The 15,486-nt window shown below is 64.3% G+C and carries 15 protein-coding genes and 1 tRNA gene; 10 read left to right on the top strand and 6 right to left on the bottom strand.

Going from position 1 to position 15,486, the window contains the following annotated elements; all coding sequences use genetic code 11:
• The first annotated feature begins 28 nt into the window (after positions 1–28).
• The 6 genes from QFZ53_RS18695 (at position 29) to QFZ53_RS18670 (ending at position 6,615) form a co-directional block, all read left to right on the top strand.
• Positions 29–679: a helix-turn-helix transcriptional regulator gene (locus QFZ53_RS18695; protein WP_307298932.1), complete on the top strand. Its 651-nt coding sequence runs from the start codon at positions 29–31 to the stop codon at positions 677–679.
• On the top strand, positions 666–2,081 hold the full coding sequence (locus tag QFZ53_RS18690; protein ID WP_307298930.1) for a cytochrome ubiquinol oxidase subunit I: 1,416 nt from the start codon (positions 666–668) through the stop codon (positions 2,079–2,081). The genes QFZ53_RS18695 and QFZ53_RS18690 overlap by 14 nt, the downstream gene beginning before the upstream one ends.
• 15 nt (positions 2,082–2,096) lie before the next feature.
• On the top strand, positions 2,097–3,116 hold the full coding sequence (gene cydB, locus QFZ53_RS18685; protein WP_307298928.1) for a cytochrome d ubiquinol oxidase subunit II: 1,020 nt from the start codon (positions 2,097–2,099) through the stop codon (positions 3,114–3,116).
• Positions 3,117–3,126: 10 nt separating this feature from the next.
• Positions 3,127–4,809 (top strand): thiol reductant ABC exporter subunit CydD, encoded by a 1,683-nt coding sequence (gene cydD / locus QFZ53_RS18680; protein WP_307298925.1) that lies wholly within the window; start codon positions 3,127–3,129, stop codon positions 4,807–4,809.
• Positions 4,806–6,449 (top strand): thiol reductant ABC exporter subunit CydC, encoded by a 1,644-nt coding sequence (gene cydC, locus QFZ53_RS18675; RefSeq protein ID WP_307298922.1) that lies wholly within the window; start codon positions 4,806–4,808, stop codon positions 6,447–6,449. Before cydD ends, cydC begins: the two co-directional genes overlap by 4 nt.
• A gap of 75 nt (positions 6,450–6,524) precedes the next feature.
• Positions 6,525–6,615 (top strand) — tRNA-Ser (locus QFZ53_RS18670).
• Positions 6,616–6,892: 277 nt separating this feature from the next.
• Here QFZ53_RS18670 and QFZ53_RS18665 read toward each other — a convergent pair.
• The 4 genes from QFZ53_RS18665 to QFZ53_RS18650 form a co-directional block, all read right to left on the bottom strand.
• Positions 6,893–7,348 carry a hypothetical protein gene (locus tag QFZ53_RS18665; RefSeq protein ID WP_307298921.1) on the bottom strand — a complete coding sequence of 152 codons (456 nt, stop codon included), beginning with the start codon at positions 7,346–7,348 and terminating at the stop codon, positions 6,893–6,895.
• Positions 7,336–7,722 carry a hypothetical protein gene (locus QFZ53_RS18660; protein WP_307298920.1) on the bottom strand — a complete coding sequence of 129 codons (387 nt, stop codon included), beginning with the start codon at positions 7,720–7,722 and terminating at the stop codon, positions 7,336–7,338. The genes QFZ53_RS18665 and QFZ53_RS18660 overlap by 13 nt, the downstream gene beginning before the upstream one ends.
• A 397-nt stretch (positions 7,723–8,119) precedes the next feature.
• Positions 8,120–9,334 (bottom strand): hypothetical protein, encoded by a 1,215-nt coding sequence (locus QFZ53_RS18655; RefSeq protein WP_307298919.1) that lies wholly within the window; start codon positions 9,332–9,334, stop codon positions 8,120–8,122.
• Between the two features lie 520 nt (positions 9,335–9,854).
• A complete protein-coding gene (locus QFZ53_RS18650) occupies positions 9,855–10,337 on the bottom strand; it encodes a hypothetical protein (protein ID WP_307298918.1) in 483 nt (160 codons plus the stop codon).
• 155 nt (positions 10,338–10,492) lie between these two features.
• On the opposite strand from QFZ53_RS18650, the gene QFZ53_RS18645 reads away from it, so the two are divergent.
• From QFZ53_RS18645 to QFZ53_RS18635, 3 genes are all read left to right on the top strand, one after another.
• Positions 10,493–11,485: a hypothetical protein gene (locus QFZ53_RS18645; protein ID WP_307298916.1), complete on the top strand. Its 993-nt coding sequence runs from the start codon at positions 10,493–10,495 to the stop codon at positions 11,483–11,485.
• Positions 11,486–11,493: 8 nt separating this feature from the next.
• Entirely contained in the window at positions 11,494–12,012 is a 519-nt protein-coding gene (locus QFZ53_RS18640) for a hypothetical protein (protein ID WP_307298914.1), read from the top strand.
• 282 nt (positions 12,013–12,294) lie between these two features.
• Positions 12,295–13,773, top strand: a complete 1,479-nt coding sequence (locus QFZ53_RS18635) for a hypothetical protein (protein ID WP_307298913.1) — start codon at positions 12,295–12,297, stop codon at positions 13,771–13,773.
• A 36-nt stretch (positions 13,774–13,809) separates the two neighbouring features.
• On the opposite strand, the gene QFZ53_RS19890 is transcribed toward QFZ53_RS18635, so the two are convergent.
• Entirely contained in the window at positions 13,810–14,016 is a 207-nt protein-coding gene (locus QFZ53_RS19890) for an antitoxin VbhA family protein (RefSeq protein WP_373426304.1), read from the bottom strand.
• 33 nt (positions 14,017–14,049) lie between these two features.
• On the bottom strand, positions 14,050–14,235 hold the full coding sequence (locus QFZ53_RS18630) for a helix-turn-helix domain-containing protein (protein WP_307298910.1): 186 nt from the start codon (positions 14,233–14,235) through the stop codon (positions 14,050–14,052).
• Between the two features lie 331 nt (positions 14,236–14,566).
• On the opposite strand from QFZ53_RS18630, the gene QFZ53_RS18625 reads away from it, so the two are divergent.
• On the top strand, positions 14,567–15,454 hold the full coding sequence (locus QFZ53_RS18625; protein ID WP_307298907.1) for an IS5 family transposase: 888 nt from the start codon (positions 14,567–14,569) through the stop codon (positions 15,452–15,454).
• The last annotated feature ends 32 nt before the right edge of the window (positions 15,455–15,486 follow it).

Here is a 15,486-nt window from a genome sequence, read left to right as displayed (position 1 = left end):
CGGATGATGCCCAGAACATAATGGAGACATGGCCAGCGCCGGGCCCGTCTGCGGGCCGATCTCGAGCTTCTCCAGAGTGCAGATCCTGCACCTGGTGCAGAGCCGAGCCGATCGCACGATCGGCGAGCTGTGCGAGGCCACCGGTCTGCACGCGAACACCGTGCGCGAGCATCTGCAGCGTCTGATCGACGGCGGCTACGTGATCGCCCAGATCGAGCGCCGTGCGACTCGGGGTCGCCCGCGCACCCTGTACAGCGCGGCCACCGGTGCGCCAGGGGCGTCCAGCCCGGTCGCCCGAGAGAAGGCGAAGGCCGCTGCGGTCCGTGGCGACATCATGCGACGGATCGTCCCCGGCGCAGCATCCGATCTGGGGCCGGCCGCCGACAACCAGCTCGACGCCCTGATCGAGCACCTCGAGGAGAGCGGTTTCGAGCCCGTCGTCGACGGCACGCGCCTCACGGTGGAGCTCACCCCGTGCCCGCACGCGGCGGCGCGTCCGGAGGACCGGCCGGTGCTGTGCCAGGTGCATCTGAGTCTGATGCAGGGCGTGCTCGCCGAAGCCGGCGGACCGCTCACGGCGTCGTGCGTGCGAGGCGAGCAGTCGGAGTGCACGGTGCATCTGAGCGACACGCGAGCGCAGCTGGTGGACGCAGGAGGAGTGACACATGGAATGGCTTGATCCGCTGATCCTGAGCCGATGGCAGTTCGGTCTCACCACGGTCTACCACTACCTGTTCGTGCCGCTGACGATCGGCATGGTCACGGTCGCCGCGATCTTCCAGACGGTCTGGGTGCGCACGGGCAAGATCGAGTACCTGCACCTGACCCGCTTCTTCGGCAAGATCTTCCTCATCAACTTCGCGATGGGTGTGGTCACCGGCATCGTGCAGGAGTTCCAGTTCGGCATGAACTGGTCGGACTACTCCCGATTCGTCGGCGACGTGTTCGGCGCCCCGCTCGCCTTCGAGGGTCTGTTCGCGTTCTTCTTCGAGGCCACGTTCATCGGGCTCTGGATCTTCGGCTGGGACAAGCTGCCGCAGAAGCTGCACCTCGCCACGATCTGGTGCACGGCGGTCGGCAGCATCCTGTCGGCGTACTTCATCATCGCGGCGAACGCGTTCATGCAGAATCCGGTCGGCTACGTCTTCAACCCGGAGACGAACCGCGCCGAGCTCACCGACTTCTGGGCCCTGCTCACCAACCCCGTGGCGCTCGCGGCCTTCCCGCACACGATCTTCGGCGCCTTCATGTTCGCCGCCGGCGTCGTCATCTCGGTCTCGGCCTGGCACCTCGCCCGCAAGCAGCACGAAGAGACGATGCGCAAGTCCCTGAAATTCGGGCTGTGGGGGATGCTCGTCTCCACCGCGGGCGTCGTGCTCTCCGGAGACCAGCTGGGACTCGCGATGTACGCGGCGCAGCCCATGAAGATGGCGGCCGCCGAGGCGACGTTCAACACGGTGTGCGGCGCCGACGCATCCTTCAGCCTGTTCACCCTGGGGACGCCCGACGGTACGTCCGAGCTGTTCTCGATCCGCGTGCCCTACCTGCTGTCGCTGCTGTCGACGCATTCGCTCGACGAGTGCGTGCACGGCATCAACGACCTCAACGCCGAGTACGCGCAGACCTTCGCAGACACGGGCCTGACGAACTTCGCGCCCGTGCTGTGGGTCACCTACTGGGCGTTCCGCTGGATGATCGGCCTCGGGATGCTGGCCGCACTCGTCGCGGTGATCGGTCTGTGGCTGACCCGCAAGAGCGCCAAGAAGGAGCCGGCGCCGTGGATGTGGAAGCTCGCGATCTGGTCGTTCCCGCTCGCACTCGGCGCGAACATCGTCGGCTGGGTCTTCACCGAGATGGGCAGGCAACCGTGGATCGTGTTCGGGCTGATGTCCACGCGAGACGGCGTCTCACCCGGGGTCAGCGGCCTCGAGGTGCTCATCTCGCTGATCGCCTTCACCGCGATCTACGCCGCCCTCGCGGTCGTGGAGATCAGACTGATCATCCGCGCGGCGCAGAAGGGCCCCGACACCACCGAGCAGCCCCACGAGGAGACGGCCCAGCTGTCGTCTGTCGTGTACTGAGAGACGGAGAAGACCATGGAATACCTCTGGTTCTGGATCGTCGCCTTCTTCTTCGTCGGCTACTTCGTGCTCGACGGATTCGACTTCGGAGTGGGCATGTCGCTGCCGATCCTCGGCAAGGACGACGTCTCACGGCGCCAGGTGATCAACTCGATCGGGCCGGTGTGGGATCTCAACGAGACGTGGGTCATCGTCGCGGGCGCGTGCCTGTTCGCCTCGTTCCCCGAGTGGTACGCGACGCTGTTCAGCGGCTTCTACCTGCCGCTGCTGCTGATCCTGCTCGCACTGATCCTTCGCGGAGTCTCCTTCGAGTACCGCCACCAGCGCGAATCGGCCCGTTGGCGGGCGGGTTTCGACCGCATGATCGTGATCGGCTCGGTCGTGCCCGCGCTGCTGTGGGGCGTCGCCTTCGGCAACATCGTGCAGGGCGTCGCGCTCGACGAGAATCACATCTTCGTGGGCGGGCTGCTCTCCCTGCTGAACCCGTACGCGCTCCTGGTCGGCGTGACGACGCTGCTGATCTTCTTCCTGCACGGCGTGCTGTTCGTGGCGCTGAAGACCGACGGCCAGGTGCACGCCGATGCCCGGCGCCTCGCGAAGCTGCTCGCAGGCCCCACCATCCTCGCCGCGGCGGGGACCGTGGTGTGGACCGTTCCGATGGCCGCCGGGCGCGAAGCGCCGCTGCTGCCGCTCGTCATCGCGTGCGGAGCCATCGCCGCCGTGGCACTGATCACCGCGGTGCTCTTCTCGATCCGGGGTCTCGACGGCCGGGCCTTCGCGGCCGCGGCCGTCACGGTGGCTTCGGCCGTCGTGATGCTGTTCAGCGCGCTGTTCCCGTACGTGATGCCGTCCACCATCGACGACGCCTTCAGCCTCACGATCGAGAACGCCTCGAGCACCCCGTACACGCTCACGATCATGAGCTGGACGGCGCTCATCGCGATCCCGCTCGTGCTGCTGTACCAGGGATGGACGTACTGGGTGTTCCGCAAGCGCGTCACCCGCGTCTCGATCGAGGCGGCGGCCGCGCACTAGCGCGGCACCCATGAAACCCCTCGATCCCCGTCTGCTGCGGTACGCGAGCGCCGCGCGGCGGTTCGTCGCGGCATCCGCGCTGATCGGGGTGGTGCAGACGGCTGTCACGGTCGCGTTCGCCTGGGTTCTGACCGATGCCGTCACGGGTGCTCTTGACGGCCGCGCCGTCGGGGCGCAGGTGGCTTGGCTGCTGGGGTTGGCCCTGTTGCGCGGGTTGCTGATCGCCGCATCGGATGCCGCCGGCACGAGAGCCGCGGCATCCACCGGCTCGCAGCTGCGATCGGCCCTGATCGCCGCCGTCGGGAAGCTGGGCCCGGGATGGCTCGCACAGCGCAATCAGGCGGCGCTGGCGGTCACCGCCGGGCACGGGCTCGACGCCCTCGATGCGTACTTCGCCCGATACATCCCGCAGCTCGTGCTCACCGCGATCGCGACGCCGGTGATCGTCGCGGTGATGTGGTGGCAGGACTGGCTGAGCGGGCTGACGGCGCTCGTCACTCTGCCGCTGATCCCGCTGTTCCTCGTGCTGATCGGCATGGCGACCCGCACGGTGCAGAAGCGGCAGTGGAACACGCTGCAGACGCTCGCCGTGCGCTTCGCCGACACCGTGCAGGGGCTGTCGACCCTCCGCCTGTTCGGACGCGATCGTCGCGCGGCCGACCGCATCGAGCAGACCGCCGACGACTATCGCCGCGAGACCATGAAGGTACTGCGGTTCTCGTTCCTCTCGGGTTTCGCGATGGAGCTGCTGGCCTCGCTCGCGGTCGCCCTGATCGCGGTGTCGATCGGGTTCCGGTTGCTCGCGGGCGACCTCACGCTCGAGGTCGGGCTGTTCGTGCTGTTGCTCGCCCCCGAGGCGTTCCTGCCGATCCGGCAGGTCGGCGTGCAGTTCCACGCGGCGGCCGAGGGCGTCGCCGCGACCGAGGATGTGTTCGCGGTGCTGGATGAGCCCGGTACCGCGTCTTCTTCCTTCTCCTCCTCCTCATCATCGGAACGTCTGCAGGACTCGGGCACGGATGCAGGAGCCGACGACGGCGTGTCGTCCCGCAGACGTGCGCCGGTCCTGCAGACGTCCCGGGGGAGCGGGAGGCTCGTTGTCCGCGACGTGCGGGTGCGCGAACTCCCGCCTGTCTCGTTCACCGCGGGTCCGGGCGCGATCACGCTCATCGAGGGGCCGAGCGGCGTCGGCAAGTCCAGCCTGCTCGCAGCCCTCCGCGGCGCGACAGCGTTCGACGGCGCGGCGACGATCGACGACGTCGACGTGTGCGACGTGGGCCCGGCCGAATGGCTCGCCTGGGCCGATCAGCGTCCGCAGCTGATGCGCGGCACGATCGCCTCGAACGTCGCCCTCGGCGATGCGGAACCGGATGCCGACGGCATCCGCTCTGCTCTCATCGCGGCCTGCGCGGATCTCGACCCCGCGCTCGAACTCGGCGTGCAGGGGAGCGGGCTGTCGGGCGGGCAGGCGCAGCGCGTCGCGGTCGCGCGCGCTCTCTACCGCCATGCCGCCGATCCCCGGCGGGTGCTCGCGCTCGACGAGCCGTCCAGCGCTCTCGACGCCGACACCGAGGCGCGACTGTGGGCGTCGTTGCGAGAGAGGGCGGATGCCGGGGCCACGATCCTGCTCGTCTCGCACCGCCGATCGGCGAGGGAGATCGCCGATCAGATCGTCACGCTGGGGGTGAGCGCATGAACCGCGTGCTCAGAGCGGCCCAGCCGTCGCTCCGCCGCTTCCTGCCCGGGCTCGTCTGGGGTGTGCTGTCGTCGGCCGCCGCCGTGAGCCTGCTCGCCGTGAGCGGCTGGCTGATCGTGAGCGCGTCGATCGTTGACTCGCTCGTGCCGCTGTCGATCGCGGTGGTCGGGGTGCGCTTCTTCGCCGTCTCGCGGGCCGTGACCCGGTACCTCGAGAGGCTCAGCGGGCACGATGCGGCCCTGCGGCAACTCGCGACGACACGTTCCGACATGGTGCGCCGGCTCATCCCGTTGTCTCCCGCGGGGCTGGGCGGCACCGATCGCGGGCGCGTGCTCACGGCGCTCGTCGACGATGTCGAGAACCTGCAGAATCTGCCGCTGCGCGTCGTGCAGCCCCTGGTCGTCGCGGCGCTGGTCGCCGTGGGCGCCGTGGGTTTCGTCGCTTTCGTCTCCCCAGTGGCCGCCCTGACGCTCGCGGCCTGCCTGCTGCTGGCGGCGGCGGCATCGATCGGCCTCGGCTGGTTGCTGGGGTCGAGAGCCGAGGCGTCGGTATCGTCACACCGCGGGGATCTGTCGGCCGCGCTCGTCGACTACTTCGGCAGCCTCGACGTGCTGATCGCCTACGGGGCGGAACCGCAGGCGCGCGAGCGCATCGCCGTCGCCGATCGGGCTCTGCGCCTCGCAGTGCGCCGCGCGTCGGTCGCACAGGCCGTCGCCGCCGGGGTCGTCTCGGCGGCCGCGGGAGCGGCCTCGGCGTGGGCGCTCGCCGCCGCGGCTCCCGGCCTCGCTTCCGGTGGGATCGACGGACCGTGGCTCGCGGTCGTTGTGCTGGTGCCGATGGTGGTGTTCGAGATCTTCGGAGCGGTGCCGATCGCCGCCGCATCGTGGCGCAGCGTACGGGCGAGCGCCCAGCGCATCGACGAGGTGCTGCCTTCGTCGTTCCCGGCGGAACTGCGGACGGACGACGGAGCGGACGTGTCTTTCGACTCCGTGCCGCCCGTGCGGCTGCGCGGGCTGAGCGCGCGCTGGCCGGGTGGAGCACAGGCGCTGGCCGGTGTCGACCTCGATCTCGCACCGGGGGAGCGCGTTCTCGTGGCGGGCCCGAGCGGCGCGGGCAAGAGCTCGCTGGCCGCCGCGCTGGTGGGATTCCTTCGCGTCGAGGGAGAGTATTCCCTCGGAGACATGAACGCCTCCGAACTGTCGGGTGAGGCCCTCCGCCGCACGATCGGTCTGTGCGAGCAGAGCCCGCAGCTCTTCGACGAGGACATTCGGCAGAACCTGCTGTTCGCCAGAGACACCGCGACCGATGCTGAACTCCTCAAGGTTCTGGAGCGGGTCGGTCTCGGCGGGTGGGTGCGTGAACGTGGCGGCCTCGATGCCCGGGTGGGCGATCGGGGAGCCCTCGTGTCGGGCGGTCAGGCCCAGCGGATCGCGCTCGCGAGGGCGCTTCTGCGCGGATTCCCGGTGCTCGTGCTGGATGAGCCGACCGCAGGTGTCGACCCTGCGGCATCCGACGCCCTGCTCCGCGACCTGCTGGGCGCCGCGGGGGAGCAGTCGGTGCTGCTGATCTCGCACGTCGCTCCGCCCGAGGGCGCGGTCGATCGGGTCGTGCGGCTGGAATCGGGGCGAACCGTCGCGTGAAGCTGTCCGCGGGCGTCCCGTCCGTGTGCGAGGCCCGATTCGCATCCGGGCCGTATCTCCTCTAAGCTTGTCCGCGGTGACGTGTCCGAGCGGCCGAAGGTGCAACTCTCGAAAAGTTGTGTAGGGTAACCCCCTACCGTGGGTTCAAATCCCACCGTCACCGCCACTACAGAAGCCCGTTCTCCCTAGGAACCACTGGGGAGGGCGGGATTTCTCTTTGTCCCGGGGCAACGCCACGACGGCACTTGCTGCGCGTCGTGCCTGATCGGGCGAGGCTGCAAGGCCGTCGAGGTCATCGTCGAAGAGATCGGCGTACGTGTCGAGAGCCGCGATCCCGGCGGAGCAGTTGTCATCTATCCGAGCGGAACAAGACCCCCACCCTTCGACGGGGTGGGGGTCGTTGTTCTATTCCGCGCGGACGGCACTACTTCATGGTCTCATCCCTACCCATCTGTGATGGCGGTGACCGCGAGCGACCACATATTCGTAGAGTCAGAGCTGGCCTTCACGGTGACCTGTTCGACGTACCTCACATCGATCAGGTTGCGCGTGCCCGGATCGTCAGGATCGGTCAAGCAGTCTTGGTCAAACTCAGCAGCTCCCACGACCTCAACATGGACACTTCCCTCACCAAAACACCGAACGTACACGCCCACGCGATCATTTGCTCGATCGAACGGACCAACCTCTGCCGTCCCGCGCCCAGAATCGATCTTCTCGATCAACGCCTCTTGGTCGGGATACGACGCTAACAATTCGGTAGGTGTTGTCTCCGTCGAGGCGGACCCGCTGGACGGAATCGGCGATGGACCGACTCCGCTCTCGGCGGTGCACCCTGTCGCCGTCATCAGCACCACAACGAGGGCGCTGATGACGGCGGCGGGCTTCAACTGATCCACGTGTTCCAACCGACGCGGTACGGGGCCCACACGTTCGATGCCGAGCTTCCACCTGATGTGCAGTTGTTCAGGTAGTAAACCTCTTTTCCTGTCACGTAGGCCCTCCATACGCCGTAGTCGCCGTTTCCGGTCTTGCCTGCCGGAACAGTGATTGTGATCGAGTTGCCCACAGTGGCGGTGATGCTCGCTTGCGCGCTGATGCCGAACGTCGCGCCGAGCGTAACGAGCTTGACGCTTCCGGAGACGTTCGAGCTGCCCGAGTATGTGACCGATACCGTTCCGGAAACCGAGTTCGTCAACGTCATCGAGGCGCTACTACCGGTCCCGTTGTAGTTCGAGTACGTGGGACCGACCTTGATCAGCGAGTTGCTCACCCGCGTGACCGCCTGATACCTCCACCCTGCTGTACAGCGAGCTGATGAGTCTTCGGCCGTGGCTGAATCGCCCGGTGCCGACGATTCCGCCGATGCCGCCGTAGGTGCCATTCCCCCGAGAAGCACCAACGCGAGAGCGAGCGCCGACGCGCCCGATGCCTTAATCTTGTTCTTCAACTTTCTCTCCGATCGTCATGGGCGCCGTCGCCCATGGCGGTCATCTTGTCAGAGAACCGCCAGCCTTCGCTGTCTGTCCCCTCTTCTACCTACAGACAGGGCTGGCTCACATCGATAGGTTGAGAGGTTTCGGGCGTTGCCTGGTGATTTGCCGATTGGGGCCCGCGGAGTCGAAGCCCCCGCCCGCGAATGGGGCGGGGGCACTTCTCAGTTCTTGCCCTTACGAGAGTTTGACGCCCTTCGAATTGGAGTACGCGCCGATCCATCCGGCGTTCAGCGGCCCCGACTTGATCAGGACGGAGCCGCCACTGACGACGGCGACGCGACTCCCGGCGAGGTCGAAATCGGATACGCCGGGACCCGTCAGGTCAGCCCAGCTGGCCCAGAGGTTGCCCTCCTTCACTGTGACGATTCCCTCCGGTGTGAGCACGGCGACACGCGTACCTTCGAGTTCGACGCGGCTGCCGTTGCGCATGGTGACCCATGAGGCGTATAGGTCGCCTTCCTTCACAAAGGCAGTCCCCCCAGAAATGACGCCAACCCTGTTGCCGTCGAGGTCGAAATCAGTCATACCGCCGCCCTGGTCGACCCAGCTCGCCCAGAGGTTGCCCTCTTTCACGAAGAGGTGTCCGCCTTTGAGGACGCCCAGGCGACCGCCGTCGGCGTCGATCTTGTCTACGCCGCTGAGCTGGGTGGTCCATGCCGTGGAGTAGAGGCCGTCCTTGGCGATCACGGTGCCGTCGGTCTTGAGGACCACGAAGCGTTCGCCGTCGACTTCGACGTCCTTCGCTCCTCCTGCCAGCCCTACCCAGCCGCTGTCGAAGGCTCCCTGTTGCACCCAGACGTTGCCTGCGGTGTCGACGGCTGCGGTGGTGGTGCCGTCGACGTCGAGCGCCACGATGTCGGTGCGGAGATTCACGATGGGCTGGTACATGCCAGTCTTTGCTTGCAGCGTACCGTCGGTCGCGATGCTGAACGAACGGTCGAGGTCCTCGATGGGGACGGAGATGGGTCCGCCGCGGTATTCGAAGTGGTTGTGGTTGCACCCGTCCTTGAACTGCACCCATCCGGAGGGCACGGTGACGTTCCGGCCGCCGCAACCGATCTGCCCGAGGCCGGCCGGTGCGGGAAGCGCAGAGAACATCGCGGTGATCAGAGCAAGATCTTGAGGGGTGCTACCGGTCGCGGTAACGCCGTTGACCCTGTTGATGTCGACAGCGTGACCGCCGCCGTCGCGGTAGTGGTAACTAGCCGTTCCTGTACCGACTTGCTCGTTGGTGCAGTAGCGGTTCAGTGACGAGATGCTGATGGAGAAGTTCTTGTCTACGACGACGGTCTTCAGCGCTTTAAGGATCGCGGCGTCGATGAGGCACTCGCGGCCAGTTGACGGGTTGACGCGCATTGCTCCGTTCGCATAAGCCTGGATCTGCGCCATCGTCTCGCTGGTTCCCGACAGGCGGCCGCTGTTCACAAGTTGTTGTGCGAGGGCTTGCGTTCCCGGCTCGATCGCAGTCGCGGATGCTGCAGTGGCAGGTATGAGTACTCCCGCAAGGACGACTGCGGCTGCCGCGGCGGTAGCCGTAAGACGACGGGCGAATGATGGTCCTGGACGCTTGGTCCCTATCAGTGAGTTCACAGGCACACCCTATTGACGCAACGCTCCTCCGCGCTGTCCCCTCTTCTACCTACAGACAGCATCGAAACAGGTCGATATGTTGAGAGGTTTTGTCGTCATCCGGAAGTGTCGTGGATCGTGACGGCGTTGCCCCATATCCAGCACCTGTACGTCTTGCCGTCCGCGTGGAACTCGGTTTCCGCGGTGACACCCAAGTAATTGCGTGGCAACAGGGCTCATGGCTGAGGCTGATCCAGGGTGATCCTAGTGATCCAGAACCCGCATGATTCCGGCTTAGGGGACGCGCCAGTAGGTCCCTACAGACTCCCGCTCGCGTCGTCTACGCGGGCCACTTGTAGATGCCGCTGCGCTCGAAGTACGACTCGAAATCGCGGGTTCCGGTGATGTCGTTGATGAGTCGCACGAGTTGATACGGCCGATCCATCACGATGAGCTTGCCATCTTTGTGTTCGGGTGCCGGGAGGTAGGCCCGCCCGCCGTCGACGCTCGCCATAAGCACACGATCGACCAGAGCGCCGCGGTAGAAGATGTCGGCGTAGCAGAGGTGAGCAGTCGGGTCGGGGAAAGGAGCCCACTCCGGCTTGTAGTCTCTTCGGTTCTCGAACGGGTCTTCTGACATTCCCCACTCGATGGCGATGTCGACGTCCTCGTTCAGGATCGCTCGCGCATCGTGCCACCCGAACACGGACGCCCCACCGTTCGAGGTGCCCAGGTTGTAGTTGTATAGCGGCCCTTCGGGAATGTAGTTCCACCACTCGTCCCAGGACTCGCTGATCTTCGCCCAAATCTCATGTAGTTGCATGCTCGGAGTCTCGCATTGACATCGGACATTCGCTGCAAGCGACAGCCTCGACTCTGAAGCAACGGCAACCTTGTCGACGTGTCTTGTGAGCAGAGAGCCTTCGACGCCCGGTAACGTCAACTTGGGTTCGATGCACCAACGCGAAAGGCGTTCACATGGCAAAACGAAGCGACGTTCCTCGTACCGTCCAGTTCTGGCGATTGGTAGACGCGCGCGACGACTCCCTTGTCGCCGAGGTGGATTGGGACACTGTGTTGCGACACCTCTACGGCGAGAGGCGAACCTTCGGCATCGACGGACGCGAGCACGCCGGGACCATAGTGCCCGTAAACGTGCCACATGAGTGGTCCGACTTCATCGGAGTAGCCGACGTGCCAGACGCGCAGGCGCCCGAGAACGAAGAACTGACACATGGCGTAGTGATCGCCGCCGGGAAGGACTACGTGCCGAACCAGGAGGACGTGGGTTCAGGAGCGCAGAAGCCGATGGGACTGGACGGGGACAATTGGTCTCCGGTCGACAATCTGTTCGTTTGGCACCTTCCCTTCGGGAACATGATCGGCGTGCTCGCGGAGTCCACCTCATCTTCGAAGGCAGGCAAGTACGCTGACTGGCTTACGCGCGCCACCCGCGAACTCTACGATGACGATCCGGGGTTCGCCTGGGCCGCACGACCCGTGATTGACATGGCCCGTGCCAATCTGATCCGGAAGGCACACGGTCTTAGGTCGTTCGTTTATGCGGGAGAGATGGGTGAGGCAGTCAACGAAGCATCAGGAGCGAAGGCGATCTTCGTCGGCCCTAACCGGAAGCGCCCCACTGCTATTCGCATCGAGGTGAAAGCGAGCCTTGTGCGCGGCAAGAGCGCGCCTCACGAGGATGAGCAGGTGCTTTTGGACTGGTTCAACGATACATTTGGCTCCCTCGATGGCGAGGTGAGCAAGGCCCAGGTTTCTCTTCCAGCCTCCGAAGACGCTCCGGCCTCAGAGGTCGACCTGCTACATCATCGCTTGACTAGGAAGGTTCGAGTCCCACTCGCACTTGGCACGACCAGGGCGTTCCGGTCAACGTCGGCGGTCGGCGCTATCGTCGAGGCGTTCGGCATCGACAGGGCCGAACTACTCAAACTTCGGTACAACAAGGATTGAGGTAGCACATGGTCGATCGCGAAGCACGTCGTCAGCTCGTGATCGTCCTCACGACCGCGGGAGCTATCGTCGTTGGCTTGGGTGCACTGCTCACATGGGGAATCCTCGATGTGAAGAGCGATCGTCTCGCTGCAGGTCTGACAAACGTTGCGACTATCGGTGGCATCGTCAGCGGACTCTCCCTGAGCGGAACCGCGGTTCTTGCCTTGAGCGGTAGGTATACATCGCGTGTGCTGGGAAAGTATGGTTCTGTCATCCGATTCGTGCTCTTCGGGGGCTTTACGGTTCTTGTAGCGGCCTCGCTCCTATGCGCAGTCTCTGTGCTTTGGGCCGATCAGATTTGGACGCGGTTCGTCCTCGGATTCACCATTCCGCTGATGCTCATGACACTAATCGCGACGGCATTGCTGATCAACAGCGCCTTCGCTTGGACCGAAACGACAGTGACAACTCGCACGCCAGACCCGTTCTCGAAGAACAAGCTTTCTTCTCCCAGGAGAAGCGCCGGCAAGGAAGACCAGCCTTAGTCGCGCTACCGCCCGGCCCTGCTGCCGAACGGATAGTCACGTCGTGGCAGGAATGTCGGGCGCTCCCCGCCGTGGGTGTAGTAGTTGTCGAATACGGTCGCCCAACACGCGGGCAGCGGGCTTCGACCAGGGCATCCTTCGATGCTCGACCGAATCACTAACGCACTCTGCCTAATTCATTGGGGATTTGGTAGGTCTGTGCAACTCTCACGCACACGCCCCTCGATGCAGTTGCAGGTTCTTTCCGGGGCGGATGTCGGATGCGGCCACTATCTTCCTTGCATGGATGTTCTGCTCTGGATCGGCTGGTTCTGCACCGTTGTGGTTCTGTTCTTTATGGTCGCCGTTGGGCTGTTCGGCTCACTGGCCTTGAAAGCACCCAGTTGGGACTTGGAGTTCCTGGCGCTCGCCTACCACGACTGGACCAGACGTGGGCTGACAGACCGGAAGCACTCGATGTCCGAGGAGCTTCACATGCAGCGGTACATCGGTCACAAGCAGGTGGCGGAAGAGCCGGACCTTGAAGAACGAGGGCGCATCGTACGCACCATCGCCGTGCTCATCGGATCCAACGACCACGACGCTCTCCAGGCACAGCTCGACACACGGAGCCATGAGTTGCTCATGACGGCACTGACCAGCGTGTTCAGGTCGGTCGAGAACATCTCCAACCTCAACGTAGCAAGCCGGGTGTGGGTACTTCGCCGCTGGGCCGCCTTGTCAGTAGTTCTTTGGCACGGTCTGAAATGGTTCCTCCCGCGATGCTTCAGGCAGGTCGCGAGGGTGATCGAACGCTACATGGCTGCAGCTACCATCCTGGGAATCGCAGGAGGACTGCTCGTCTGGGGATTCAGCCGCGACCTCAGCGAGTCGAAGGAAGGCGGCATCGCGTGGGTGAACTTCGTCGGCGTCGTCGTGACCGTGGGCACCGTTGTCGCTCTTGTTCTCGCCGTGGGCCGGCAGTTCTGGCAGGTCGCCGTCGCCGTAATCGGCCCTGTTCATACCTGGACGAGAAAAGGCATCATGAGCGCCGCGCTTCTCTTTGGGTTCACGGCCGGCATGATCACCCTGGTCAGGACCGGAGCGTGGGAGCAGTGGCAACGTGATGCGAGCAAGTTCCTCACAGAGCTATTGATGGATACTCCTGCGGGCGACTGGGTTGGGAAGATTCTCTTCATTGCCGTGATCATGTTCATGATCTATCGCTCTTTTCAGTGGGCAAGGGCAAAACGCATCAAGGTGAGTGACCGCATCACCGCTGTAGGCGCGGCAATCTTCTTCACCTCGATGGGCGTACTCCTGATCCTCTTCATCTTCGATGCCCCGAGAGAGGTCGTGTTGCCCGTGCTCTACGCCACCGGGCATGTGATCGCCTTCTTCGGCCTGCTGAACGCAATCTTCAGCGTTGCCGGATGGATCGGAAAATACAGAGCGCTTCGCCGAGCGGGGATCGAGATACGACGAGGCTGGTTCCGATGGTGGATTCTCTGGACATGGATCAGTGTTGCGATTGCCCTGTCCGCCCTCGCCTCCATCCCGCCGCTTGCGTACGCAGCGCTGAACGATACGCCGTACTACTTGCCCTTCACTGCCGTGACCATGCTCGCGACACTGGCCCTCTTCCTCTCCTTCTGGCCCGGCGCGTTCACCGTGGTTCGCTTCGTCATTCGTGTGCACAACACCTACACGCGACACGAGTTCGAACTAGGAAAGATTCAACTCGATGCAACCCTGAGCGCCGCTACCGATGACCAGCCGTAGCTGAGCAGGCCATGTCCTTGGCGGTCTCAATAGACCTCACCGAGCAGACCCTTGGCGAGGTCGCCCAATGCCGGCCTTTCGTGCTCCGGCGGCGCGCATGGCGGCGCGAAACTCGGCACGGTCGATCCGGTCTTCAGCGAAGTCCTGGAGGATCGCGAGTTCGTCGGGCTCAGGTGGCAGTCCGGCAAGCCTCGAGGAGTGGATCGCGTGGTATATCGCCCGGTCCTTCGAGATGCCTGCCATTCCGGGAGCATAGCGCCGGTGTTCGATCCGGCATTACTCACGGTCTTCGCCACGAAGCCACGCGCGGATTCGTAGTGCTTCGGATTCGCGCACACGCATCTGCCCGCCCGGTGCTGGTTCAGTTCGAACCTTGCCCTTGCGAATCCAGAGGTAGAAGGTGGCGCGCGGTACTCCGGCGAGGGCTGCTGCCTCGATCACGCGCAACGGGCGATCGGCCATGTTGTCTCCTTGGGCTTCTATAGATCGATTCTACTCTCAGCTAATTCATAGAAAGCAGACGTCTTGAGCCTCTTCTGGACGGTGTTAGATAGAAGTAGTTAGCAGATAGACACTCCGGTGATCGCTCGGAGCAAGGCGATCTCGACTCCTCCCTAAGAGCAGAGGAGCAACGGTAGATAGCGGCAGTCAAGATGGCTGTGCAGCTGCGACATCGATCGCGAACCACGACAGTTCGCCTCCAGTTCCAACGGTCGATGTCTGTTAGCGAAATCACTGGACTCGCAAGAGCGGAGTGGTTCAGCTCCAGTTGGCAACTCTTAGGAGTGCCACATTGCCTACGATCCATCCCGACTTCCTCGAACCGCTCTGGATTGCGTTCAGTGCTCTACTGCCTGAGTATGTCGATACTCATCGCTACGGCGGCCATAATCCGCGCACCGATGACAGGTTGATCTTTGAGCGCTTGATCGAGGTCGTCTTCAACGGGCTGTCATACGAGAAGGCCGCTGTGAAGGAGGCTTCCGCGACTACGCTGCGGCGTCGACGTGACGAGTGGGTTGAGCTGGGCGTGTTCGGGGAGCTGAAGATGATCACGCTCCGCGCCTACGACAAGATGTTCGGTCTGGACTTCTCGAACCTGTCGATTGACGGTTGCATCACCAAGGCTCCGAACGGTGGCGAGCTGGCCGGCAGGTCGCCGGTGGATCGTGGAAAGGGAGGCGTGAAGCGTCATCTGATGGTGGCAGGGGAGATTCCGCTGCACACGGTAGTGACGGCCGCGAACGTCAACGATAGCACGTTGCTCGCGGACAGTCTCGACGGCCTGGAGCCGTTCGCGGACCTTCTCCCTGAGCCCGGCGACATCACAGTCCACCTCGACGCCGGATACGACTACCCGAAGACACTGAAGACCGTCGAGGAACGCGGATATAGGTACGAGGTTAGCAAGAAGGGCATGCCGCTCCAGGCAGGACAGCGGTGGCGCGTCGAGTCCGCTCATTCCTGGTTCAATCAAGCCACCGTAATGGTGCGACGCAGGGAACGCAAGGCCACGATCTTCGCAGCGTGGGTGCAGATGGTCAATGCTCTCATCGTCGTGAGGAAGATCGTCACGAAGGGCTGGTACCAGTACCGCTGGGAAGGTCGCCCCGAGAAGTTCAAGCGCGCCTGGGGTAGGAACACCGCCCGCCGGATCGCGACTGCTCTCAGGTATCGATGATCCGCGTCAGTTCAACTTCGCGGCGTAGGGGG

Source organism: Microbacterium natoriense (genome assembly GCF_030816295.1).
Taxonomy (GTDB): Bacteria; Actinomycetota; Actinomycetes; order Actinomycetales; family Microbacteriaceae; genus Microbacterium; species Microbacterium natoriense_A.
The sequence above is the reverse complement of the archived record's forward strand: the minus strand, read 5'-3'. Positions and strand labels throughout refer to the sequence as shown.

Bases quoted from the DNA above. Each gene is read 5' to 3' on its own strand.
- QFZ53_RS18695 (WP_307298932.1), top strand. From the start codon at position 29: ATGGCCAGCGCCGGGCCCGTCTGCGGGCCGATCTCGAGCTTCTCCAGA.
- QFZ53_RS18690 (WP_307298930.1), top strand. From the start codon at position 666: ATGGAATGGCTTGATCCGCTGATCCTGAGCCGATGGCAGTTCGGTCTC.
- cydB (WP_307298928.1), top strand. From the start codon at position 2,097: ATGGAATACCTCTGGTTCTGGATCGTCGCCTTCTTCTTCGTCGGCTAC.
- cydD (WP_307298925.1), top strand. From the start codon at position 3,127: ATGAAACCCCTCGATCCCCGTCTGCTGCGGTACGCGAGCGCCGCGCGG.
- cydC (WP_307298922.1), top strand. From the start codon at position 4,806: ATGAACCGCGTGCTCAGAGCGGCCCAGCCGTCGCTCCGCCGCTTCCTG.
- QFZ53_RS18655 (WP_307298919.1), bottom strand. From the start codon at position 9,334: ATGGCGCAGATCCAGGCTTATGCGAACGGAGCAATGCGCGTCAACCCG.
- QFZ53_RS18650 (WP_307298918.1), bottom strand. From the start codon at position 10,337: ATGCAACTACATGAGATTTGGGCGAAGATCAGCGAGTCCTGGGACGAG.
- QFZ53_RS18645 (WP_307298916.1), top strand. From the start codon at position 10,493: ATGGCAAAACGAAGCGACGTTCCTCGTACCGTCCAGTTCTGGCGATTG.
- QFZ53_RS18640 (WP_307298914.1), top strand. From the start codon at position 11,494: ATGGTCGATCGCGAAGCACGTCGTCAGCTCGTGATCGTCCTCACGACC.
- QFZ53_RS18635 (WP_307298913.1), top strand. From the start codon at position 12,295: ATGGATGTTCTGCTCTGGATCGGCTGGTTCTGCACCGTTGTGGTTCTG.
- QFZ53_RS19890 (WP_373426304.1), bottom strand. From the start codon at position 14,016: ATGGCAGGCATCTCGAAGGACCGGGCGATATACCACGCGATCCACTCC.
- QFZ53_RS18630 (WP_307298910.1), bottom strand. From the start codon at position 14,235: ATGGCCGATCGCCCGTTGCGCGTGATCGAGGCAGCAGCCCTCGCCGGA.